We start from the raw sequence: 20198 nt of genomic DNA on the forward strand, positions 1-20198 counted from the left end.
CTCGCGGAGAGAGCCCCCACCCCACCCTCCCCCGCAAGCGGGAGAGGGAGCCTGACTGGCTTGCCCACCTGACGCGCGCCGCCCTCCGATACCGCAACCGGGGACAGAACCGTGCTACCCGATCTGACCAGACGAAGCTTTGTGACCGCAGGGGGACTATCGATCATGGCCGCGATGACGGGGATGCAGCCGGCAAGGGCCGCGACGTGGCGCGATGAGATCCGCGCGATCGCGTTCGACGTCCAGGGGACGTGCGTCGACTTCTACCAGCCGATCCTGCGTGCCGGGCAAGCCGTCAACGCCGCGAAGGGGCTCGCGCTCGACTGGGCAAAACTCTCAAGCGAGTGGCGCGATCTCTATCGTGCCGCGCTCGACGACGTGATCGCCGGCAAGCGGCCGTGGATCAGGGTGGACCGCATCTATCGCGAGGCGCTGGATGTGCTGCTCGATCGCCACGAGCTCTCGAAAGCTTTCTCCAGGGACGAGCGCGACGAACTGAACACGGTGTGGAGCAAGCTCGATGCGTGGCCCGACAGCGTCGACGGGCTGGCGCGGCTGCGCCGCCGGTTCGTGACCTCGACATTGTCGAACGCCGGCATGGCCGCTGTGGTGGCGGTGGTCAAGCACGCCGGGCTGCCGTTCGATGCCGTGCTGACCGCCGAGCTTGCGCGCAGCTACAAGCCGTCACCGGCGGTGTATCAGCTCGCCGTCGACTATCTCGGCTATCCTGCCGACAAGATCCTGATGGTCGCCTGCCACAAATATGATCTGAAGGCGGCCCGCGCCTTCGGCATGCGCACAGCGTTCGTCGCTCGTCCGCTGGAGTTCGGACCGGCGGCGAAGGTGGACGTCGCGCCGGAGCCCTGGTTCGACCTGCATGTCGACAGCTTTACGCAGCTCGCCGACGCGCTCGGGCCGGCGTGACGATGCGCGGGTGAGTCAGTGTGCCCGGCTTACACCGGCGCGCCCGCCTCCGCGCAATTGGTCAGCCGCGCCGGCACGCCGACGGCGGTGCAGCCGGCGGGGACATCCGACGTCACCAGCGCACCGGCGCCGATCTTGGCGAAATCGCCGATGCTGAGGTTGCCGATGACAGTGGCGCCGGCGCTAAGCAGCACGCCGCGGCCGATCGTCGGAGCGTGGCGCGGATCGTCCTGATGCCGCGCGATGGTGACGTTCTGCAGGATCGTGACCTCGTCGCCGACCGAGGCCAGCGCGCCGATGATGATGCCGGTGCCGTGATCGAGGAACACCGCCGTTCCGATTTGGGCCGAAGGATGAATGCTGATTTGCAGCTGATCCGCAGTCGCGCTCTGCATCAACAGCGCAAGGTCGGGGCGATCGAAGCGCCACAGCCAGTTCGAGACACGCCAGGCCTGCAGCGCGACGTAGCCCTTGAAGTTGAGGAGCGGCGGCAGCAGACCCGTGATCGCGGGATCGCGGCGCACGATCGCCACGAGATCGGTCGCCGCGGCATCGACCAGCGTTGGCTCGGCCGCGAACGCCTCGCGGGCGGTCCGCACGAACTGCGCGCGATCGACATCAGCGCGGCAGATCGCCCGGCCGATCAGGAATGCGAGCGCGCCGCCGAAATCGCCCTGGTCGAGGATGAAGGCGGCCGACGCTTCGAGAAAGGGATCGGCGACAACAGCAGCTTCCGCCTCGCGCCGGATCGCAAGCCAGAGATCGTCAGAACTCATCGTCGCGGATGCCATCACCTTCGCCTCATCGTCCGATCCCGAACGATACAGTGGGCATGGCCGCACCAAAATGCAAACCGCCCGCTTGCTCATCGCAAACGGGCGGCTCAGGGCCATCAGGTTCTATGGGGGCACATCGCCTGAAGGCTAGCACTTGCCTCGCGTGATCAGCTCTGCGGCGGCTGGTCGTTCGGCGGGGTCGGACGGGTCTTGTGCTGCGCCATGAAGGCGTCGAACTCTTCCTTGTCCTTGGCGTGACGCAGGCGATCGAGGAAGTTCTTGAACTCGACCTGCTCTTCCTCGAGACGGCGCAGCGTGTCCTGGCGGTATTCATCGAAGGCGCGGTTGCCGCTGGAGGGCGGGCCGAAGCCGCCGAACGGGAAGCCGCGGCGCTCCATGCGGCTCTTCATCCGCTCCATCTTGTCCTGCATGCGCTCCATCTTGTTCTGCCAGCGATCCATGTCGTTGTGACTCCAACAGGCCATTTTTCTGCTCCCGAGTGTGAAAAAGAGAAGGGCGAGGCCGATCGGCCACCAGATCATGAAGCCGAGGATGATCCCGGCGATCTTCAGGGGATGCCACGGCGTCGCGTAGAAGTAGGGACGGTAGGGCTCTTCGACGGGGCCGCGCCAGCGATTGACATCAGCGGTGTAGGCCATTTCCTTCTCCATCACGGCATCACGCCGTTGTGAATGTAAATAACATTTACATAGGTAGCCCATCCCCCGGGAAAGTCAAGCAGCGCGGATGACGCACCCCTCGGATTATTTTTGGCTTAGCCGTTGAACCTTATTTCGGCTTGCCCCACGGACCAGCCTTCTCGCCTGCCGGCTTGTCGTCGGCGGCCGCGGTTCCAGGCCTCTGGTCGGTCCGGAAGCCGAGGCCGCGCAGATAGATCAGCACTTCGGCCTCGAGCAATTCCTCCGGCGACATCGGCAGCTTGCGCCGCGCGGCATCGCCGCGGCCGAACAGCGAGGCGACGCCGTGCGACATCGACCAGATGTGCAGCGCCATCATCATCGCCGGCGGACGCGGCATGCCCGGCGGCGCCAGCGCCGCAAGCCGCTCTGCGGCGGCGCGAATGATCGCGAACGCCCGCTCGCTTGCGGCCATCAGCGTTGGATTCGCATCAGGCGGCAGGCCGGATTCGAACATCGCGGAATAGAACGCGGGCTCCTCGCGCGCGAAGGCGAGATAGGCCTTGCCGACCCGCTCGAACGCCGTGACGGTATCCGGGCGGCCGTCATCCCAAGCCTGGGTCAGCAAAGACTCGAATTGCTCGAAGCCGCGCTGCGCGATGCTGGCGATCAGTTCGTCGCGGTCGCGGAAGTGACGATAGGGCGCGGCGGGACTGACGCCGGCCATGCGCGCGGCATCGGCGAAGGTGAAGCCGGCAGGCCCCTTCTTCGAGATCAGGTCGAGGGCGGCCTGCAGCAACGCCTCTTTGAGATTGCCGTGATGATAGCCGCGCTCGGCGCGGCCTTGGTCCTTGCGCCAGCTCATGTGAACGGCTTTTACATGAGCCGGCGGTAAAGGTCACTAGCGGCGGGATCATGCGATCATCAAGATTAACGGACCGGCGGGCCGAATGCGCGACTAGGCGGAGACGTAGGTCAACCTGATCGTGCTCTCGCCCAGCCGATCGCTTGCCACGAGGCGCAGCGGGGCACGGGGGCCGGCGAAGAAGGGCTTGCCGCGCCCGAGCACGACTGGCCGGAGGTAGATCTGATACTCATCGATCAGGCCGAGCTCGGTCAAACGTCCCGCGAGCTCCGGTCCCGCAACTTCGATCTCACCGTCGAGCCGGGCCTTCAATTCGCGCACCGCCGCCCCGAGATCGCCCGCGACCAGGGTCGCGTTGGGCCCGACCGACGTCAGCGAACGCGACACCACCCATTTTGGCCGGCTCCGCCACGCGGCCGCGTACTCGCGCTCCTCCGCGTTCCAATCGGGGAGGTCGTCGTCCCAGTAGCGCATCACCTCGTACATGCGGCGGCCGTACAACATGCCGGTCGTGCCGCGCACCTGCTCGATGAAATGACGAAACAGCCCAGGTGCCGGCGGCATCGGCTGGTCGTGATCGACATAGCCGTCGAGCGACTGGTTCAATCCAAAGACGAGCTTCGCCATCGCGCAAGACCCCCATCCAACCAACCCAAGTTCGGAAGAAAAGACCCCTCCCGCCGCAGGCGGGAGAGGTGCTTCGAGTTTGCGGCTCTGTCGCCCCGGTACTATCGCCCGGGGATCGGCAGCACCGGCATGATCTCCACGGCTTCACCCGGGAAGATCGAGAAGTGCGGATGGTTCTCGAACAGTTTGGCCGCCGCCTCATGCGAGGGCGCGCGCACCACCGTGAAGCCGGTCATCAGATTGGCGATGTCGGTGGTGCCGTCGGACCCCACCTTCTTGGTCTTGCCGAGCGGTCCGCCCATCTCGACGATCACGTCGTGGTGCTTCTCGACCCAGGCGCCCCACGCGGCCATGCCCTGCTGCTCCCTGGTGCGGCGCTCGGCCTCGGGCAGCGCGTTCCAGGCTGCCATCCGCGCGCCGGTTTTGCCGCCGCCGAGATAGACGGCGAGGAAAGTGTTGGTGCTCATCGTGGTTCTCCGTTGTGGTGGTTGATGGTGCAACGATCGATTGCTGGCGCGATGACGCTGTGCGGCGGCATCGCATCTTGTTCGGCTCTTCTGCTCTGCGCATGATCTTTCCGGAAAACCGCTGCGCACTTTTCCGGATCATGCGCTAGCGCAGCGCCTTGCCCCAGCCGCCCTGCGGATGCTCGAAGGTGGCGGCCGCCTGCTGCACCTCCTCGGAGAAGTCGGCCATCTCCTGCACCTGGCGGATCTCGATCATCTCGTTCGCGGTGGCCGGGCACTGCTTCGCCCATTCGATCGCTTCGGCGCGCGAGGCGACCTCGATCATCCAGAAGCCGCCGATCACTTCCTTGGCCTCAGTGAACGGACCGTCGATCACGACGGGCTCACCGGCATCGAACTTGACGCGCGCGCCGGCGGCAGGCGGATGCAGACCCTCCAGCGTGATCAGCACGCCGGCATCCTTCAGCGCCTGATTGTACCGCATCATCGCGGCGACCCGTTCGGGGTCGAGCTCGAGCTTGGCGGGGGCGGACTCGTAGCCGAGCGGGATCATCAGCATCATGAAACGCATTGGTCGGATTTCCTTATCTGTTGAAGCACTCGCAATTTTCACCCTTGTCATTCCCCGATGTGCCACCAGACACAGACCCGGAATCCAGGACTTGCGACGGAGGTCATGTAGTCGGGTCGCACCGCCTGCGCGATATCGCGGAATGACGTCGGGTGTCACTTCTTGCCTGCCTGCGCGCGCAAGCGCTCTTCCTGCTCGCGCAACTCCGGTGTCAGTGCCTCGCCGAAATCCTCGGCGGCAAATACCTGTCGGATCTCGATCTCGGAGCCGCTGTCGAACGGCGCGCGCTTCATCCAGTCGATCGCCTCATCGAGCGACTTGGTCTCGATCAGCCAGAAGCCGCAAACCAGATCGCTGCTCAGCCCGAACGGTCCGCGCGACACGGTGCCCTGCCCGCCGGCATATCTGACCCGCGCGCCCTTGTTGGTCGGATGCAGCCCCTCGCCTGCCTGCATCACGCCGGCCTTGACCATCTCCTCGTTGAACTTGCTCATTGCGGCAAGCATCTCGGTGCTCGGCATCACGCCGGCCTCGGTATCCCTGTTCGCCTTCACGATCACCATGAACTTCATCGTCGTGCTCCGTTGTCTCTCTGCCGATCTCAGCACCGGCGCTCGGTTGAAAGACGACGGACGGTTTGCGCTCCCGACACGACCATTGAAATTATCTTCGACGTCATTGACGCAGGCTCTGCGCTAGTCATCGATCGCCTGGTAGGCGAGCGTCCAGAAATCGGAAAACACCGCGGGCGGCTGCGGAGCATCCATCACGCGCTGGGTCAGCAGGATTCCTGTCATCGCTTCGCACGGGTCGGAATACCAGGAGGTGCCATAGCCGCCGACCCAGCCATAACTGCCCGGCACATGGCAGAGATCGTCGCGCGCGGTGACGACCGACAGCCCGAAACCCCACCCGCGCGACGCACCAAGTAACAGCTCGGCGCCAAGCTGTTGTTCCGGCGTGATCTGGTTCGAGGTCATCAGCTCCACCGAGGGACGCGACAGGATGCGCTCGGTGCCGAGCCGTCCGCCATTGAGCATCATCTGGGCAAAGGCGTTGAAATCGTCCGCGGTCGACACCAGCCCGGCACTGCCGTTCTCGAACACCGGCGGTGCTGCGTATTTGCCGGTTGCCGGCTCGTCGAACACCTTCAGCGCGCCGGTCGCATGGTCGCGGGCATAGCAGGTCGCAAACCGCGACAGCTTGTGTTGCGGCACATGGAAAGCCGTATCGTTCATGCCGAGCGGCCCGAAGATCCGCTCCTGCAGGAAGCCCGCGAACGAGATTCCGGCAACGCGCGCGATCAAGACGCCGAGGATCTGACTCCCCGTATCGTAGAGCCAGCGATCGCCGGGCTGATAGGCCAGCGGCAGCGTGCCGTAGCGGCGCAGCAATTCGTCCGGCGGAAACGACGGAAACACCGGCCCGGGCGCGAAGCCGGCGTCCGCGATCGCCATCTGGATCGGATAGCGCGCCGGAAACACCGGGATCATGCCGAGCCCAAAACGAAAGGTCAAAAGGTCGCGCAGCGTGATCGCGCGCTTGGCCGGCACCGTGTCATTGATCCCGGATTCGATGGTGCGCAACACCTTGCGGTCGGCGAGCTCGGGCAGCCAGCGATCGAGGGGATCGTCGAGCCTGAGCCGGCATTCCTCGACCAAAATCATCGCTGCGGCCGCCGTCACCGGCTTGGTCATCGAGGCGATGCGGAAGATGGTGTCGCGCTGCATCGGCGGCCCGCCCACCGCCATGCGTCCGAGCACATCGGCATGGATCTCGCCCCGACGGCTGACCAGCGCCACGAGGCCCGGGACGTCGCCATCATCGATGTGGCGCGCCAGCACCTCGCGCATGCGCCCGAGCCGGGCCTGCGACAGGCCACCGTTTTCACTCGCAATGGTCATTTTGGGTTTCCTTCACAAAAGCCGCACCCGCCCGATGACCATGATCGAGCAGGCGATGTCACAGGAGCCGTCTATCGCTCCTGCCTGACGAGTTCGCCGTCCTGATGCGACGGACCGAAATAGACGTCGATCCGCGACACCTTGTCGCCGTCGAACACGAAGAACTCGGTGTTGCGGAAGCTCTTGCCGTCCTTCGCCACGCAGCGATAGGTGACGAAGGCCTCCACGCCGTCGACCATGATGCGCTCGATCTCGTGGCGGCCGATCCAGCCCGAGTCGCGCCAGCACTCGGCGAAATAGCGCGGCTTGTCGATGTTCTCGCCATAGGGCGTCGAGAAGCGGAAATCCTCCGCGAACGCCGCCTCGACGCTCGCACGGTCATTGGCGAGATAGGCGGCGAAGAGGGAGCGGATGATCTCCGCCCTGTTGCCAGTTGCAGCCATGTCGTCTCCACACAGATCGCCCGGGCCTCCGGAGCGCCAAGCGCTCCAGAACCCGGGCCTCAGGTACAAGACGAATGGAACGGCGCGAAAGCGACATCGCGCCGTCATTTATTTTCGGGACGGGACCGGACCAGGGTTCCCGGTCAGGACTTGGTCAGGATTCTTGGGGGAACATGCCGAAATAGGGCTCGGCCTCGTTGAGGACGCGCGCGAAAGACGGCCGCGCCTTCAGCCGCTCGAGATAGGCCGCCAGATGGCGGTGGCCCTCCCCGATCGGCTCGACCTTGTTGCCGTAGAACAGTGCCGGGGCGGCTGCGCAATCGGCCAGCGAGAAGCGCTCACCCATCATCCAGCCGCCATGCGCGAGGTACTGGTCCAGGATCGCATAGGAGGTGCGGAGCTGCGCCCGCGCCTCGGCGACGCCATGCGGGTCCTTCTTGTCCGCGGGGCGCAGCCGGTCGCCGACGACCTTCTGCATCGGCAGATGGACATAGAGATCGAGGAAGCGGTCGCGCAGCCGGGTCTGTAGCGCGAGCTCCGGGCTCTCAGGGATCAACCTGACGGTGCCGGGATAATGCCGGTCGAGATATTCGATCACGATGCTGGATTCAGGCACCGTCTCGCCGCGCGCCTCGTCGCGCAGCACGGGGAAGCGACCGATCGGCCATAAGGCGAGCAGCGCCGCGCGCTCGGCGGGATCGCCGAGATTGACCATGTGCGGGGTGAACGGGGCGCCGTTCTCGTAGAGCGCGACCAGCGCCTTCCAGCAGAACGAGGACAGCGGGTGGTAATGCAGGGTGAGTGACATCAGAACTCCATCATGGAACCAGTGCCCCGAGGACGATCCACGGACCACCCCGCCGACATCTCGTGCCGCGATTCATTTTGTTGTCGCCGGGCGCGAAGCGTACGCATCGCCGCGAACGCGCATTGGTCGAGAGCGCGAATCGAAGTGTTGAATCAAGCCGTGACGCAGTCAGCCATATTAAACTTCGTGATGGGTCTATCAGCGGTGCTGAAGGCCGGCCGTTCCGATGATTCACATCAGATCAAAATTGTCGTCGATTTTCGTCCGTAAGATTACGGTAAACATCGCATGCCGACTATGGATGATAACGTGCACATGAAAGAATTACTTCGCAAATTGAAATAGATGCGCACGAGCCATTGCGCGTTGTGCAGTTCGTGCCAGGCGCGAGGCTTTACCGATGCTAAACGGCTCGCTGCAACCTTTCCTTGAGTTGCCGCGATCCGCTTTTCCATCCCGTTTCATTTGAACATTCACGGAGCCCTGATGTTCAGTTTCAGCAACAAGGCAAACATCGACAGTGCGCTGGCGCAGGCCGCAGCGATCGGCAAGTCGCAGGCCGTCATCGAGTTCAAGCTCGACGGCACCATCGTCACCGCCAACGAGAACTTCCTGAACGCGATGGGCTACTCGCTCGACGAGATCAGGGGCAAGCACCACAGCATGTTCGTCGAACCCGCCACCCGCGACAGCCACGACTATCGCGAATTCTGGGCGCGGCTGAACCGCGGCGAATTCCAGGCCGCCCAGTACAAGCGCATCGCCAAGGGCGGTCGCGAGATCTGGATCCAGGCCTCCTACAACCCGATCATGGACAAGGGTGGCAAGCCGGTCGGCGTCATCAAATTCGCCACCGACATCACCTCGCAGAAGATCCACAGCATGGAAGATGCCGGCAAGATCGCCGCAATCGGCCGTGCCCAGGCGGTGATCGAGTTCAACATGGACGGCACCATCGTCAACGCCAACGAGAACTTCCTCGGCGCGATGGGCTATTCGCTCGCTGAGATCCAGGGCAAGCATCACAGCATGTTCATGCCGACGGCCGACCGCGACAGCGCGGCCTACCGCGATTTCTGGGCGCGGCTCAACCGCGGCGAGCTCGAGTCCGGCGAGTTCAAGCGCATCGCCAAGGGCGGCAAGGAGATCTGGATCCTCGCCAGCTACAATCCGATCCTCGACGACCGCGGCAAGCCGTTCAAGGTCGTCAAATTCGCAACCGACGTGACGCAGCAGAAGTTGAAGGCAGCCGACAATGACGGCCAGATCGATGCGATCGGCAAGTCGCAGGCGGTGATCGAGTTCAACATGGACGGCACGATCCGCTCCGCGAACCCGAACTTCCTCGCCGCGATGGGCTATTCGCTGGCCGAGATCCAGGGCCGGCATCACAGCATGTTCGTGGAGCCGGTCGAGGCGAGTTCGCAGGCCTATCGCGAATTCTGGGGCGCACTGAACCGCGGCGAGTTCCAGGCCGCCGAGTACAAGCGCATCGCCAAGGGCGGCCGCGAGATCTGGATCCAGGCCTCCTACAATCCGATCCTCGATCCCAACGGCAAGCCCTACAAGGTGGTGAAATACGCCACCGACATCACCGCGCAGGCGATCGGCCGCAAGAAGGCCGACAGCGCGCGCGGCCTGATCGAGGCGGTTGCCGCCGGCAGCGAGGAGATGAGCGCCTCGATCCGCGAGATCTCGGAGACCATGACCAAGTCGAAGCAGAACGCCGCGGTCGCCACCGGCCGCGTCGAGGCTGCCGACGGCCAGGCGCAGAAGCTCAATGCCGCCGCTCAAGCGATGAGCGGCATCGTCGAGATGATCTCGAGCATCACCGGGCAGATCAACCTGCTGGCGCTCAACGCCACGATCGAATCGGCGCGCGCGGGCGAAGCCGGCCGCGGCTTTGCGGTGGTCGCCTCCGAGGTGAAGAGCCTCGCCAACCAGGCCAAGCAGGCGACCGACACGATCTCCTCGGAAATCGATGCGCTGAACTCGATCGCCGCCGCGGTGGCGAGCTCGCTCTCCGAGATCAAGGCTGCGATTGCCGGCGTCAACGAATACATCACCTCCACCGCCGCGGCGGTCGAGGAGCAGAGCATCGTGACGCAGGACATGTCCACCAACATGCAGCGCGCCTCCGCCGAGCTCGCGGCGTAGGCAGCGGTGCGATCCTCGAAGGATGAACGGCCCGGGCTGGGGGTCGCGCATCCTTCGAGACGCGCCTTTCCGTCTTCTCGGGACGAAGCACCTCCCCTGGGTTGACACGCTACGGTAAAGGTCGCAGACGGTCGGAGCTTCCTGCCCGAACCGATGGACCGCCCGATGACCCCCTCAGCACACAAAGTCGCGCTCGTGACCGGCGCCGCGCGCGGCATCGGGCTTGCCGCGGCGAAGCGCTTTCTTGCTGACGGCTGGCGCGTCGCGCTGCTCGACATCGAGGGCGCATTGCTGGAAAGCGCCGTTGCGGCGCTCAAGCAGCCCGACGCCACCCTGGCGCTGACCTGCGACGTATCCGACGCCGATGGAGTGACCAAGGCGATTGCCGCGATCACGGCCCGCTTCGGCCGGCTCGACGCGCTGGTCAACAACGCCGGCACGGCGGTGTTCGCGCCGGTGCTGGAGACCTCCGACGCCGACTGGAACCGGATCATGGCGGTCAACCTCACCGGCCCGTTCCTGTGCACCAAGGCGGCTGCGCCGGCGATGCGCGAGCATGGCGGCGCGATCGTCAACATCACCTCGATCTCGGCGGTGCGCGCCTCGACGCTGCGCTCGGCCTACGGCACCAGCAAGGCCGGCCTCGCGCACCTCACCAAGCAGCTCGCGGTCGAGCTCGCCTCGCTCGGCATCCGTGTCAACGGCGTGGCGCCTGGACCGGTCGAGACCGCGATGGCCAAGGCCGTGCACACGCCGGAGATCCGCGCCGACTATCACGACGCCATCCCGCTCAACCGCTATGGGCTGGAAGAGGAGCTGGCAGAGGCAATCTTTTTCCTGTGCTCGGATCGCTCAAGCTACATCACCGGACAGATCCTCGCCGTCGACGGCGGCTTCGACGCTGCCGGCATCGGCCTGCCGACCCTGCGCGGCGAGCGGCGAAATGGCTAACGCCCGTTCACGGCAACGACACGCCACGCATCCGACAACCGGTCGATCCGCGTGAGCGACAGCGGGTCGATCACGAAGCGCAGCGCAAGCTCCGGCGCGAGATCGAGTGCGATCGCGAGGATCGCGCGGATGGTGCCGGAATGCACGACCAGTACGACGTCGCCTGCCGGCAGGCGAGTTAGCCCTGTCCGCGCACGCGCGATCTGGTCGGCAAAGCTTTCGCCGCCAGGCGGCCGGTTGGTCCCCGGCGAATTCCAGAACGCGCGATAGGCCTCGGCGCCGAGCTCCTGCTCGATCTCGCTGTGGCGACGGCCAGTCCACTCGCCGAAATCCTGCTCGCGAAAAGCGTCGTCTTTCGTTGCCGTGAGACCGAGCCGGGCTGCGGTCTCGGTGGTGCGACGCGCCGGGCTGCAGACCGCGACCGCTTCAATCGGAAGCCGCGCCTGCAACGCGGCGAAGGCCGCGGCATCGCCGAGGTCCGCCGGCGCATCCGGTGCATGGATCACACCGCGCGGACCGTCGACCGGCGCGTGGCGGATCAGCCAGAGATGCGTTTCGTGATCCATTGCTGCTCACCCCAACCGCGCTGCGAGCAACACCAGGATCGCAGTCTCCGCGACCTGCTCGGCAGCGCCAAGCACGTCGCCGGTCTGGCCGCCGATCTGCCGCCTTGCCAATTGCATTATGATCAGTGCGCTGGCGCCGGCCGCGATCGCCGCCAGCAGCGCGCTGCCCAGGGGCAGAGCAAGGATTGCGATCAAAAGTGCGATGCCGGCCGCGACCGCCGCGATCGCACCATCGGGCCGGCCGGCATTGGCGGCGAGACCATCTTTCCGGGCGTAAGGCAGGCTGATCGCGATCCACGGCAGCACGCCGCGGCCGAGCGCATGCGCCGCGATCAGGCCCTGCACCACGATGCCGTCGGAAAGCGCAGCCAGCGCCGCAAGCTTGGTGGCAAAGCTCACCAACAGCGCCAGCGCGCCATAGGTGCCGAGCCGGCTGTCACGCATGATCTCGAGCTTGGCCGCGACATCGCGGCCGCCGCCGAACCCGTCGGCGACGTCGGCAAGCCCGTCCTCATGCAGCGCGCCGGTCAACAGCGCAGCTCCACCGAGCGCCAATGCCGCCGCGGCAAGGTCCGGCACGCCGATCGACCGCAGCAGCAGGCAGAACAGGCCGATCGCAGCCCCGATGCCGGCCCCGACCAGCGGAAACAGCCGCTGCGCCCGCGCAAAGCTCTCCGGCCGCGCGCCGTCCGGATGCGGCATCGGCAGCCGGGTCAGGAAGGCGGTGGCGATCCTGAGATCGTCGAGCCATTGATTCATGGTGAAGGCCTGGAAATTGGGCTAAAGCGCGATGGGATCGGGCTCAATCTCATCGCGCTTGAGCTTCTTGTTAGGGCATGATCTCCGCACAAACGCCAGGCGTTTGTCAGGAGGGAAAACCGCTTCACGCCTTTCCGGATCATGCTTTAGCTTGCGGCCCGCTCGACGAGGGAATCGCATGCAGTTCAGTACTCTAGACGACATCCGCAGCTTTTGTCGCGACCTGCCCCAAGGCGACGAGGCCAGCGCCGCGGCCGCTACGGTTCGCCAGCAGAACCTGACCAAACCGCCGGGCAGCCTCGGCCGGCTGGAGGACGCTGCGATCTGGCTGGCGCGCTGGCAGCAACGCGAACTGCCCCGGCTCGACCAGGTCACGATCGCGGTGTTCGCGGGCAATCACGGCATCGCCGAGCGCGGCGTCTCCGCCTACCCGTCCGAGGTCACCGCGCAGATGGTGGCGAATTTTGCCGCGGGCGGTGCCGCGATCAACCAGATCGCAAAACTGGCCGGGGCCGAGCTCCGCGTCGAGGCGCTCGAGCTCGCGCGGCCGACCCGCGATTTCACCATGGCGACGGCAATGGACGGCGCCGATTTCCTGGTTGCGCTCGACACCGGCTGGCGCACGGTGCCCGAACAATGCGATCTGCTCGTGGTCGGCGAGATGGGAATTGCCAACACCACGGTGGCGGCGACGCTGTGCGCGGCATTGATGGGCGGGCGGGGCGCGCGCTGGGCCGGCCGCGGCACCGGCGTCGACGATGCCGGCCTGCTGCGCAAGCGCACCACGATCGACACCGCGCTGAAAATGCATCGCAACCTGCTCGACGATCCGCTCGCCGTCGCAGTCGCGCTTGGCGGGCGCGAGCTTGCGGCCATCTTCGGCGCCGTGCTGGCGGCGCGTGCGAGATCGATTCCGGTGCTGCTCGACGGCTTCGTCGCAACCTCGGCGGTGCTGCCGCTGGCGCGGCTGGCGCCCAATGGACTCGCGCATTGCCGCGCCGGCCACGTCTCGGCCGAACTCGGCCATCGCGAATTGCTGCGCGAACTTCAGCTTGCGCCCCTGCTCGATCTCGAGATGCGGCTCGGCGAAGCCTCCGGCGCGGGGATTGCGATCCTGCTGCTGCGCGCGGCGCTCGCCTGCCACGGCGGCATGGCGACCTTTGCCGAGGCCGGCGTCTCCGGCGCGGACTGACAAACTGTCGCCGCATGGGCTAGCCTAACTGGCGCCTGGCACGAGCCGGAGCGACGTCAACGGAAGGAACCGCCGCATGCGCATCGGGGCGATCTGGACGATCATGATCTTGGGGATGGCGGCGCTGCTTGCCGATGTCTCAAGCGCTGAAGCAGACGTTCGCATTCTCGCCAGCCCCGGCGGACAGGTCGGTCCGTTCATCGATCTGTTCGACAAGGTTCGCGAGTCCGGCGAGCGCGTCGTGATCGACGGGCCGTGCCTGTCGGCCTGCACGCTGGTGCTCTCGATGGTGCCGGGCGACCGCATCTGCGTGACACGGCGCGCCGTGCTCGGCTTCCACGCCGCACGCTCGATCGACCAGCGCGGCCGCACCTACGCGGAGCCGGAAGCGTCCGAGGCGGTGCTGCAGGCCTATCCGGCGCCGGTGCGCGGCTGGATCGTGCGCCGCGGCGGCCTGACCTCGCGCCTGCTGCTGCTGCGCGGCCGCGAGCTGGCCGCGATCTATCCGCGGTGCCGGTAAGGGCTATCTGACCGACCTGACAACCGCCGCTACCGATTCCGTCATCCCCGCGCAAAGGCTTCGCCTTTGTCGCTGGAGATGCGAGCGGAGCGAGCCTCGAGGGATGTGCGGCCGGCTGGTGGCCGTCGATCCATCGAGGACAGCTGAAGAAGCGGCCACCTCAGGACGACGGCGATAGAATGAGATACACGGCGCCAGGACGGACTTAGTGTTGGCCTACATCCCCTGCGGGCAGTTCACCATCCAGGGAATGCCGAACTGATCGACGCACATGCCGAAGCCGTTGGAGAAGAAGGTCTTGCCGAACGGCATGGTGACCGTGCCGCCTTCGGACAGCGCCTTGAAGCGGCGTTCCGCCTCGGCGGGATCCTCGACCTGCAGCGAGACGTGGAAGCCCTGCGGCTTCTGGAAATGGCCGGGCGGCGCGTCAGAGGCCATAATGATCTCGCCGTCGATCGTGAGGCGGGCATGCATGATCTTGTCCTTCCATCCCGGCGGCGTCTGCATCTGTGGATTGCCCTCGCCGTAGGGATAGGTTTCCTCGATCCGCGCACCGAGCACCTTCTGGTAGAAGTTCAGCGCGGCGCCGCAATTGCCATCGTAGGAGAGATAGGGGTTGACCTGCATCGCATGCTCCCTGGGGTAGGTTCTGGTTCTGGCGCGTCTTCTTCACGCGAACCGGTAAACCACTTCGCTCGAAAACGCTATTTTTCCGTCAGCTTCTTCAGATTGGCGAGACCGACCTCGAAATCCTTGCCGATCATGTGGTCTAGGTTCATGAACACCTGCATCACCTTCGACATGAAGACGGCCGGACCATACATGGTCCATGTGACGCTGGTCGCATCTCCCTGCGGCAGCATTGTGAACTCGGCGGTGTTGTGGCCCTCGAACGGCTTGAGGAAGTCGAGCTTGATGACGACCTTCGACGGCGCCGACGACTGCAGTATCTCCATGCGGCCGGTGCCGACATTCTTGTTGCCGTCCCAGGCATAGACCGCGCCCTGCCCGCGCCCGGCGCCGTCGTAGCTGCGCTTCATGTCCGGGTCCCGGTTCTCGTAGGGCGACCACACCGTCCACTGCCGGAAATCGTCGATCAACGGAAAGATCCGCTCGGCCGGCGCATTGATGCTGGTCGCACGCGTGACGCGGAACGTGCTCGGCTTGGTCGCCGCGAGGATGAGAATGACGGCGATCGCGACGGCGAGGACGACGGCAACGATGGCAATGGTCTCGAACATGATTGTCTCCGGAAGGATGCTTTGAGGAATAGCTTAACGGCGGAACGGCAACAGCGCGCGCAGATTGCCGTCGCGCAGATAGAGCCCGCCCCACACCATCAGGCCGAGATAGAGCCCGAACAGCGTATGCGTGAACAGCGGGCTGTCGATCCGCAGATGCGATGCGATCGCGCCGCCGAGATAGCCGGTGAGCAGGATCGCGCCGAGAATCGAGGTCGGCGGTACCGAGTACAACAGCGTGCAGACGATGGTGATGATGCCGAGGCTGCGCGCCAGCGTATCGCTCGCGCCCCAGCCCATCTTGTCCATGGTCTCGGTGACGACCGGCAACGGCACGAGCTTGATGGCGCCATCGAACAGCAGGAAGAGGATGACCACGCCGCTCATGACACGGCCGGTGATGCGGGCGGGCTTTGAGACTTCGGTGTCGACGATCGTCGGCATGACGGGCTCCGTAACGCTTTGTGATGCTCTGTCATCAAGACGAACGGTGAGATGAGAGGCCGACACTGCGCGGGAAGATTTTTTTGGAGGGCGTCACCAGAGTTGCGAGAGCGACGCGTACCTTGATCATCTCGCTTGGGGCTTACCCCTCTCCCCACCCCTCCCCCGCAAGGGGGGAGGAAGCCAGACGTTCGTGCTCACCTCACACGATCGGCTGACGATGTTGTTGATCTCATGTGAGGGACACACCGGCGGAAGGGTTCCCTCCCCCCTTGCGGGGGAGGGTTAGGGAGAGGGGTACTGCACGGGAAGTCTCTCAGACTGGACACGAACAACGCGCAACAAGACGCGCGCTGCTACTTCGCCTTCACGTTGCGCGGCTGGCTGTCGCGCATCAGGCGGTCGATGTGCATGCGGATGTGGGCGGCTTCGGCCGTGGTGTTGGCGAGCGCAATGGCGCGGTCGAAAGCGATGCGGGCTTCCTCGTTGCGGCCGAGCTGCATCAGGAAGGCGCCACGCACGCCGAAATAATGGAAGTAGTTGGCGAGCCGCGGCGCCAGCGGCTCGATCATCTCGAGCGCGGCTTCCGGCCCCCTCACCTTGGAGACCGCAACGGCACGGTTCAGCGTGATCACCGGCGACGGCTGCATCACCTCGAGCGCACCGTAGAGCAGGTCGATCTGGGTCCAGTCGGTATCCTCGGGCTTTTCCGCGCGGGCGTGCAGCGCGGCGATCGCGGCCTGCACCTGATAGGGCCCGCTGCGGCGGTGGCGCATCGCCTTGTCGATCAGCGCGATCCCCTCGGCGATCTGCTTCTGGTTCCACAGGCTGCGGTCCTGGTCGTCGAGCAGGATCACCTGGCCGTCGGCGTCGAAGCGCGCGGCGGCGCGGGCGTGCTGCAACAACAGCAGCGCGGTCAGCCCCATGATTTCCGGCTCGCTCTGGAACAGCCGCAGCAGCAGGCGAGCGAGGCGGATCGCCTCCTCGCACAGCGGCGAGCGGATTTCGGCGGTGTCGCCGCTCGCCGAATAGCCCTCGTTGAAGATCAGATAGATCATCGCTGCGACCGAGGCGAGGCGCTCGCTGCGCTCGACCGCGCCCGGCGTCTCGAACGGCACGTTGGCATCGGCGACGCGCGCCTTGGCGCGGGTGATGCGCTGTTCCATCGCGGCTTCCGAGACCAGGAAAGCGCGCGCGATCTGCTTCACCGTGAGGCCGGAGACAATGCGCAGCGCCAGCGCAATCTGCTGGGTCGGCGGCAGGTCCTTGTGGCAACAGATGAACAGCAGCCGCAGGATGTCGTCGCGGTAATGCGAGCCGTCGAGCCGCTCGGCGATCTCGTCCTCGGCATCGTCGAGGTCGGAGATCGCCCGGTCGTCGTCGGGCAGCGCCTCCTGCTTCTTGCTGCGCCTGATGTCGTCGATCGCGACATTGCGGCCGACCATGATCAGCCACGACGCCGGATCGCGCGGCGGCCCGTTCTGCGGCCAGCTCTTGAGCGCCCGCAGGCAGGCGTTCTGAAAGGCTTCCTCGGCGGTATCGAGATTGCGGAAGTAGCGCAGCAATGCGCCCACCGCCTGGGGACGCGCCGACGTCAGCGCGGCATCGATCCAGGCGGTGTCGGTCACGCTCACGGCTTCATTCCCTCCTTGGCTCCCCCCGGAGTGAAGTAGCCGACCGGACGGATCTCATAGGTACCGCCGGGATTGGCCTCGCCGAGGTCGCGCGCAATATCGAGCACCTCGTCGAGGTTCTTGCCCTCGACCAGATAGAAGCCGAGCAACTGCTCCTTGGTTTCGGCGAACGGGCCGTCCAGCACCAGCGGCGGGTTTTCCTTGCGCAGCGTGGTCGCGGCCGTGGTCGGCAACAGCCGCGCCACTGGGCCGAGCTTGCCCTGCTTGGCGAGCTTGTCCTGCACGACGGACAATTTCTGCATGACCGAGGCGTCATGCTCCTTGCTCCAGGAGCCGACCATGTCTTCGTCATGATAGCAGAGGATGGCGTACAGCATCGAAAAGGCATCTCCGTTCATTGCAAGAACGAACGATTATGCCCGCTGCCGACAGGCGGCGCGAAAGAAATTTCGGTTCCTGATGCCGCCGATGATTTTGGCCGAGGCTCGTCGCAAAGCCATGGCGGTGGCGCGCCAGGCCATCACCGCAACGAGGATGCTGCGATCACCAGTAGACGCCGTAGCGGGCGGCGATCCGGCGCGCCTTGGCTTCGTCGCTCTCCCGACGGCTCGCCTGGCTCCGCTTCACCGGACGCGACACGTGCGCCCTCGGAGCCTCAGTCGGCTGGGCCTGCGACGGCGCGGGCTGGGCCTCGGCTTGGTCAGGAGCAACGGCCAGTTGCGCCTGGGCGGGCGTATCGGCGTTCGCGAGCACCAGACCGCGGCTCTGGCCGGCGTCAGCGGTGGCGGCGGAGGCGATGATGACGGCCGCGGCCAGGATCAGTTTGCGCATGGAAGTTCTCCCCGGTTGATGGCAGGAGACTAGGGAGCGGGTCGGATCTGCTCTGTGATATCAATCACATTGAACTTGGAGGTATCTGGATGGGTAAGGGCGCATTGGCGCTGCTGATCAACGGCGGCTCGGAAAACTGGTCGTCGGCGCGCTGGAAGGCGCGGTTCGACGCGATCTGCCCGGACCGCCCCGTCGTGCTGCTGCCGGACCCGGCGCTGGATCCCGCCGAGGTGCATTATGCCGCGGTGTGGAAGCCGAAGCCCGGCGAGCTCGCTTCATTCAAGAACCTGCGCGTCATTTTCAACCTCGGCGCCGGCGTCGACGCGCTGATGGCCGACCGCTCGCTGCCCGACGTGCCGCTGGTACGGGTCTCGGTTGGCGACCTCACCGACCGCATGACCGAATATGTCGTGCTGCATGTGCTGATGCATCACCGCCAGGAGCTGTACTTGCGCGAGTCGCAGCGATTGAAGCGCTGGGCGCCGGACTATCAATGGGCGGCGAACGCCATCACCGTCGGCGTGATGGGGCTCGGCACGCTCGGCGCGGCCGCCGCGCAGGCGCTGCGCGCGCTCGGCTTCCGCGTGGTCGGCTGGAGCCGCAGCGAGAAGCGGATCGACGGCATCAATTGCTACCACGGCACCGACGGGCTCGACGCATTCCTGCGCGCGACCAACATCCTGGTCTGCCTGCTGCCGCTGACGCCCGACACGCGCCATGTACTGAACCGCGATGCATTCGCCAAACTCAACCGCAGCAGCCCGCTCGGCGCGCCCGTGATCATCAATGCCGGCCGTGGCGGCTTGCAGAACGAAGCCGATATCCTGCGCGCGCTCGACGACGGCACGCTGGGCGCCGCCTCGCTCGACGTGTTCGAGACCGAGCCGCTGCCCGAGGCGAGCCCGTTCTGGAGCCATCCGAAGGTGGTGCTGACGCCGCACAACGCCGCCGACACCGACGCCGACGAGATCTCGAAATACGTCGCGGCGCAGATCGCACGCTTCGAGCAAGGCGGGGAGCTCGAGAACCTGGTCGATCGCAAGCGGGGATACTAAGACCGGCGGGGCCATAAAGGCAGTGTCGTCCCGGGCAAGCGAAGCGCGACCCGGGACCCATAACCACCTACGTTCGTGATCAAGAAAGCTGGGGCCCCAGCTTGCCGCGACAACGACAAGACGTGGTTATGGGTCCCGGCTCCGTGCGCAAGCGCGCACTCGGCCGGGACGACAAGTCGAGAGTCCACCGCCTCAGCCCATCTCGGCAACCACCTCCGCGAGGCGGTCGTAGGCGGGCGCGACGCCCTTATCGATGCCAGAGTTGAGATGGCCGTCACGCGCCTCCTTGGTCGGATGGCGGATGGTGGTGGTCAACGTGGTGGTGCCGGCTTCCTCGACGAAGGTCGAGATCACCAGATATTCGTCGCTGGTGAAGCCCGGCATCGAGAAGGTTTCGCCGAACGCGAGCCGCTCCGGACGAACCACTTCGCGATAGGTGCCGGTGAGTTCATGCTCGATGCCCTCGGACGAGCGGAACACGAAGCGATAGGCGCCGCCGACCCGCAGGTCGACCTCGCACACCGGCATGGCGAGCGTCTCGCAGCCCAGCCAGCGGACCAGAAACTCCGGCTTGGTCATCGCATCGAACACGAAGCGCCGCGGCGCGTCGAACTGGCGCGTCATCGCGAATTCGAAATCCGACGGGGTGGTGATCTTCAGCGTCTTATCCACGCGTGCGTCCACGTTGCTTCTCCTTTGTCACACCAGAACCTCCGTTCCGATCAGATCGGGACGAAGCTCCGGACTCTTGCTTTGACGCGTTTTCTTCACGCGAACCGGTGCCCACTTCGCTTGAAAACGCTTTGCCTTTACGCTTGCGCGGCG

General features: G+C 65.5%; 25 protein-coding genes. 6 read left to right on the forward strand and 19 right to left on the reverse strand.

What is annotated here, in order from left to right; genetic code table 11:
- The first annotated feature begins 165 nt into the window (after window positions 1–165).
- Entirely contained in the window at window positions 166–924 is a 759-nt protein-coding gene (locus CK489_RS00025; RefSeq protein ID WP_245350204.1) for a haloacid dehalogenase type II, read from the forward strand.
- A 29-nt stretch (window positions 925–953) separates the two neighbouring features.
- On the opposite strand, the gene CK489_RS00030 is transcribed toward CK489_RS00025, so the two are convergent.
- The 10 genes from CK489_RS00030 to CK489_RS00075 form a co-directional block, all read right to left on the reverse strand.
- Window positions 954–1715 carry a serine acetyltransferase domain-containing protein gene (locus tag CK489_RS00030; protein ID WP_245350205.1) on the reverse strand — a complete coding sequence of 254 codons (762 nt, stop codon included), beginning with the start codon at window positions 1713–1715 and terminating at the stop codon, window positions 954–956.
- A gap of 152 nt (window positions 1716–1867) precedes the next feature.
- Window positions 1868–2359: a DUF2852 domain-containing protein gene (locus CK489_RS00035; protein ID WP_021080144.1), complete on the reverse strand. Its 492-nt coding sequence runs from the start codon at window positions 2357–2359 to the stop codon at window positions 1868–1870.
- Between the two features lie 130 nt (window positions 2360–2489).
- A complete protein-coding gene (locus CK489_RS00040) occupies window positions 2490–3203 on the reverse strand; it encodes a TetR/AcrR family transcriptional regulator (RefSeq protein ID WP_050629709.1) in 714 nt (237 codons plus the stop codon).
- 93 nt (window positions 3204–3296) lie between these two features.
- Window positions 3297–3830, reverse strand: coding sequence for a dihydrofolate reductase family protein (locus CK489_RS00045; RefSeq protein ID WP_095730862.1), 534 nt, complete (start codon window positions 3828–3830; stop codon window positions 3297–3299).
- A 101-nt stretch (window positions 3831–3931) separates the two neighbouring features.
- A complete protein-coding gene (locus CK489_RS00050; RefSeq protein WP_050629711.1) occupies window positions 3932–4297 on the reverse strand; it encodes a YciI family protein in 366 nt (121 codons plus the stop codon).
- 145 nt (window positions 4298–4442) lie between these two features.
- The gene (locus CK489_RS00055) at window positions 4443–4868 is read right to left on the reverse strand and encodes a YciI family protein (protein WP_050629712.1); all 426 of its coding nucleotides are present in this window, start codon (window positions 4866–4868) and stop codon (window positions 4443–4445) included.
- Between the two features lie 155 nt (window positions 4869–5023).
- Window positions 5024–5440 (reverse strand): YciI family protein, encoded by a 417-nt coding sequence (locus tag CK489_RS00060; protein ID WP_095730863.1) that lies wholly within the window; start codon window positions 5438–5440, stop codon window positions 5024–5026.
- A gap of 123 nt (window positions 5441–5563) precedes the next feature.
- Window positions 5564–6772 (reverse strand): serine hydrolase domain-containing protein, encoded by a 1209-nt coding sequence (locus CK489_RS00065; RefSeq protein ID WP_095730864.1) that lies wholly within the window; start codon window positions 6770–6772, stop codon window positions 5564–5566.
- A gap of 71 nt (window positions 6773–6843) precedes the next feature.
- Window positions 6844–7215, reverse strand: a complete 372-nt coding sequence (locus CK489_RS00070; protein ID WP_050629715.1) for a nuclear transport factor 2 family protein — start codon at window positions 7213–7215, stop codon at window positions 6844–6846.
- Between the two features lie 154 nt (window positions 7216–7369).
- Complete coding sequence (locus tag CK489_RS00075; protein WP_095730865.1) at window positions 7370–8023, reverse strand: glutathione S-transferase family protein; 654 nt, start codon at window positions 8021–8023, stop codon at window positions 7370–7372.
- A gap of 486 nt (window positions 8024–8509) precedes the next feature.
- Between CK489_RS00075 and CK489_RS00080 the strand changes: the two genes are divergently transcribed.
- Complete coding sequence (locus tag CK489_RS00080; protein WP_050629717.1) at window positions 8510–10180, forward strand: methyl-accepting chemotaxis protein; 1671 nt, start codon at window positions 8510–8512, stop codon at window positions 10178–10180.
- Window positions 10181–10345: 165 nt separating this feature from the next.
- Window positions 10346–11131: an SDR family NAD(P)-dependent oxidoreductase gene (locus tag CK489_RS00085; RefSeq protein ID WP_050629805.1), complete on the forward strand. Its 786-nt coding sequence runs from the start codon at window positions 10346–10348 to the stop codon at window positions 11129–11131.
- Here the strand turns inward: CK489_RS00085 and CK489_RS00090 are convergent.
- The gene (locus CK489_RS00090; protein ID WP_095730866.1) at window positions 11128–11697 is read right to left on the reverse strand and encodes a histidine phosphatase family protein; all 570 of its coding nucleotides are present in this window, start codon (window positions 11695–11697) and stop codon (window positions 11128–11130) included. The genes CK489_RS00085 and CK489_RS00090 overlap by 4 nt on opposite strands.
- 6 nt (window positions 11698–11703) lie before the next feature.
- Entirely contained in the window at window positions 11704–12456 is a 753-nt protein-coding gene (gene cobS / locus CK489_RS00095) for an adenosylcobinamide-GDP ribazoletransferase (RefSeq protein ID WP_095730867.1), read from the reverse strand.
- Window positions 12457–12634: 178 nt separating this feature from the next.
- On the opposite strand from cobS, the gene cobT reads away from it, so the two are divergent.
- Both cobT and CK489_RS00105 read left to right on the forward strand, forming a co-directional pair.
- Entirely contained in the window at window positions 12635–13648 is a 1014-nt protein-coding gene (gene cobT / locus CK489_RS00100; protein ID WP_095730868.1) for a nicotinate-nucleotide--dimethylbenzimidazole phosphoribosyltransferase, read from the forward strand.
- A 103-nt stretch (window positions 13649–13751) separates the two neighbouring features.
- A complete protein-coding gene (locus tag CK489_RS00105; protein ID WP_430649190.1) occupies window positions 13752–14168 on the forward strand; it encodes a hypothetical protein in 417 nt (138 codons plus the stop codon).
- A 216-nt stretch (window positions 14169–14384) separates the two neighbouring features.
- Here CK489_RS00105 and CK489_RS00110 read toward each other — a convergent pair whose 3' ends face one another.
- From CK489_RS00110 to CK489_RS00135, 6 genes are all read right to left on the reverse strand, one after another.
- Complete coding sequence (locus tag CK489_RS00110) at window positions 14385–14795, reverse strand: VOC family protein (protein ID WP_095730869.1); 411 nt, start codon at window positions 14793–14795, stop codon at window positions 14385–14387.
- A gap of 77 nt (window positions 14796–14872) precedes the next feature.
- Entirely contained in the window at window positions 14873–15409 is a 537-nt protein-coding gene (locus tag CK489_RS00115; protein ID WP_095730870.1) for an SRPBCC family protein, read from the reverse strand.
- Between the two features lie 33 nt (window positions 15410–15442).
- Entirely contained in the window at window positions 15443–15853 is a 411-nt protein-coding gene (locus tag CK489_RS00120; RefSeq protein WP_050629724.1) for a DoxX family protein, read from the reverse strand.
- Window positions 15854–16209: 356 nt separating this feature from the next.
- On the reverse strand, window positions 16210–17487 hold the full coding sequence (locus CK489_RS00125; RefSeq protein ID WP_095730871.1) for an RNA polymerase sigma factor: 1278 nt from the start codon (window positions 17485–17487) through the stop codon (window positions 16210–16212).
- Window positions 17484–17864 (reverse strand): YciI family protein, encoded by a 381-nt coding sequence (locus CK489_RS00130; protein WP_050629806.1) that lies wholly within the window; start codon window positions 17862–17864, stop codon window positions 17484–17486. Before CK489_RS00130 ends, CK489_RS00125 begins: the two co-directional genes overlap by 4 nt.
- Window positions 17865–18030: 166 nt before the next feature.
- Window positions 18031–18318, reverse strand: a complete 288-nt coding sequence (locus CK489_RS00135; protein ID WP_095730872.1) for a hypothetical protein — start codon at window positions 18316–18318, stop codon at window positions 18031–18033.
- A gap of 89 nt (window positions 18319–18407) precedes the next feature.
- Between CK489_RS00135 and CK489_RS00140 the strand changes: the two genes are divergently transcribed.
- Entirely contained in the window at window positions 18408–19373 is a 966-nt protein-coding gene (locus CK489_RS00140) for a 2-hydroxyacid dehydrogenase (RefSeq protein WP_050629727.1), read from the forward strand.
- 192 nt (window positions 19374–19565) lie between these two features.
- Here CK489_RS00140 and CK489_RS00145 read toward each other — a convergent pair whose 3' ends face one another.
- Window positions 19566–20057 (reverse strand): SRPBCC domain-containing protein, encoded by a 492-nt coding sequence (locus CK489_RS00145; RefSeq protein WP_095730873.1) that lies wholly within the window; start codon window positions 20055–20057, stop codon window positions 19566–19568.
- Window positions 20058–20198: the final 141 nt, after the last annotated feature.

Source organism: Bradyrhizobium sp. UFLA03-84 (assembly GCF_002289535.1).
Taxonomy (GTDB): domain Bacteria; phylum Pseudomonadota; class Alphaproteobacteria; order Rhizobiales; family Xanthobacteraceae; genus Bradyrhizobium; species Bradyrhizobium viridifuturi.

What these genes read in the sequence shown, in the direction of transcription:
- CK489_RS00025 (WP_245350204.1), top strand. Translation starts at nt 166, where the DNA reads ATGGCCGCGATGACGGGGATGCAGCCGGCAAGGGCCGCGACGTGGCGC.
- CK489_RS00030 (WP_245350205.1), bottom strand. Translation starts at nt 1,715, where the DNA reads ATGGCATCCGCGACGATGAGTTCTGACGATCTCTGGCTTGCGATCCGG.
- CK489_RS00035 (WP_021080144.1), bottom strand. Translation starts at nt 2,359, where the DNA reads ATGGCCTACACCGCTGATGTCAATCGCTGGCGCGGCCCCGTCGAAGAG.
- CK489_RS00040 (WP_050629709.1), bottom strand. Translation starts at nt 3,203, where the DNA reads ATGAGCTGGCGCAAGGACCAAGGCCGCGCCGAGCGCGGCTATCATCAC.
- CK489_RS00045 (WP_095730862.1), bottom strand. Translation starts at nt 3,830, where the DNA reads ATGGCGAAGCTCGTCTTTGGATTGAACCAGTCGCTCGACGGCTATGTC.
- CK489_RS00050 (WP_050629711.1), bottom strand. Translation starts at nt 4,297, where the DNA reads ATGAGCACCAACACTTTCCTCGCCGTCTATCTCGGCGGCGGCAAAACC.
- CK489_RS00055 (WP_050629712.1), bottom strand. Translation starts at nt 4,868, where the DNA reads ATGCGTTTCATGATGCTGATGATCCCGCTCGGCTACGAGTCCGCCCCC.
- CK489_RS00060 (WP_095730863.1), bottom strand. Translation starts at nt 5,440, where the DNA reads ATGAAGTTCATGGTGATCGTGAAGGCGAACAGGGATACCGAGGCCGGC.
- CK489_RS00065 (WP_095730864.1), bottom strand. Translation starts at nt 6,772, where the DNA reads ATGACCATTGCGAGTGAAAACGGTGGCCTGTCGCAGGCCCGGCTCGGG.
- CK489_RS00070 (WP_050629715.1), bottom strand. Translation starts at nt 7,215, where the DNA reads ATGGCTGCAACTGGCAACAGGGCGGAGATCATCCGCTCCCTCTTCGCC.
- CK489_RS00075 (WP_095730865.1), bottom strand. Translation starts at nt 8,023, where the DNA reads ATGTCACTCACCCTGCATTACCACCCGCTGTCCTCGTTCTGCTGGAAG.
- CK489_RS00080 (WP_050629717.1), top strand. Translation starts at nt 8,510, where the DNA reads ATGTTCAGTTTCAGCAACAAGGCAAACATCGACAGTGCGCTGGCGCAG.
- CK489_RS00085 (WP_050629805.1), top strand. Translation starts at nt 10,346, where the DNA reads ATGACCCCCTCAGCACACAAAGTCGCGCTCGTGACCGGCGCCGCGCGC.
- CK489_RS00090 (WP_095730866.1), bottom strand. Translation starts at nt 11,697, where the DNA reads ATGGATCACGAAACGCATCTCTGGCTGATCCGCCACGCGCCGGTCGAC.
- cobS (WP_095730867.1), bottom strand. Translation starts at nt 12,456, where the DNA reads ATGAATCAATGGCTCGACGATCTCAGGATCGCCACCGCCTTCCTGACC.
- cobT (WP_095730868.1), top strand. Translation starts at nt 12,635, where the DNA reads ATGCAGTTCAGTACTCTAGACGACATCCGCAGCTTTTGTCGCGACCTG.
- CK489_RS00105 (WP_430649190.1), top strand. Translation starts at nt 13,752, where the DNA reads ATGATCTTGGGGATGGCGGCGCTGCTTGCCGATGTCTCAAGCGCTGAA.
- CK489_RS00110 (WP_095730869.1), bottom strand. Translation starts at nt 14,795, where the DNA reads ATGCAGGTCAACCCCTATCTCTCCTACGATGGCAATTGCGGCGCCGCG.
- CK489_RS00115 (WP_095730870.1), bottom strand. Translation starts at nt 15,409, where the DNA reads ATGTTCGAGACCATTGCCATCGTTGCCGTCGTCCTCGCCGTCGCGATC.
- CK489_RS00120 (WP_050629724.1), bottom strand. Translation starts at nt 15,853, where the DNA reads ATGCCGACGATCGTCGACACCGAAGTCTCAAAGCCCGCCCGCATCACC.
- CK489_RS00130 (WP_050629806.1), bottom strand. Translation starts at nt 17,864, where the DNA reads ATGCTGTACGCCATCCTCTGCTATCATGACGAAGACATGGTCGGCTCC.
- CK489_RS00135 (WP_095730872.1), bottom strand. Translation starts at nt 18,318, where the DNA reads ATGCGCAAACTGATCCTGGCCGCGGCCGTCATCATCGCCTCCGCCGCC.
- CK489_RS00140 (WP_050629727.1), top strand. Translation starts at nt 18,408, where the DNA reads ATGGGTAAGGGCGCATTGGCGCTGCTGATCAACGGCGGCTCGGAAAAC.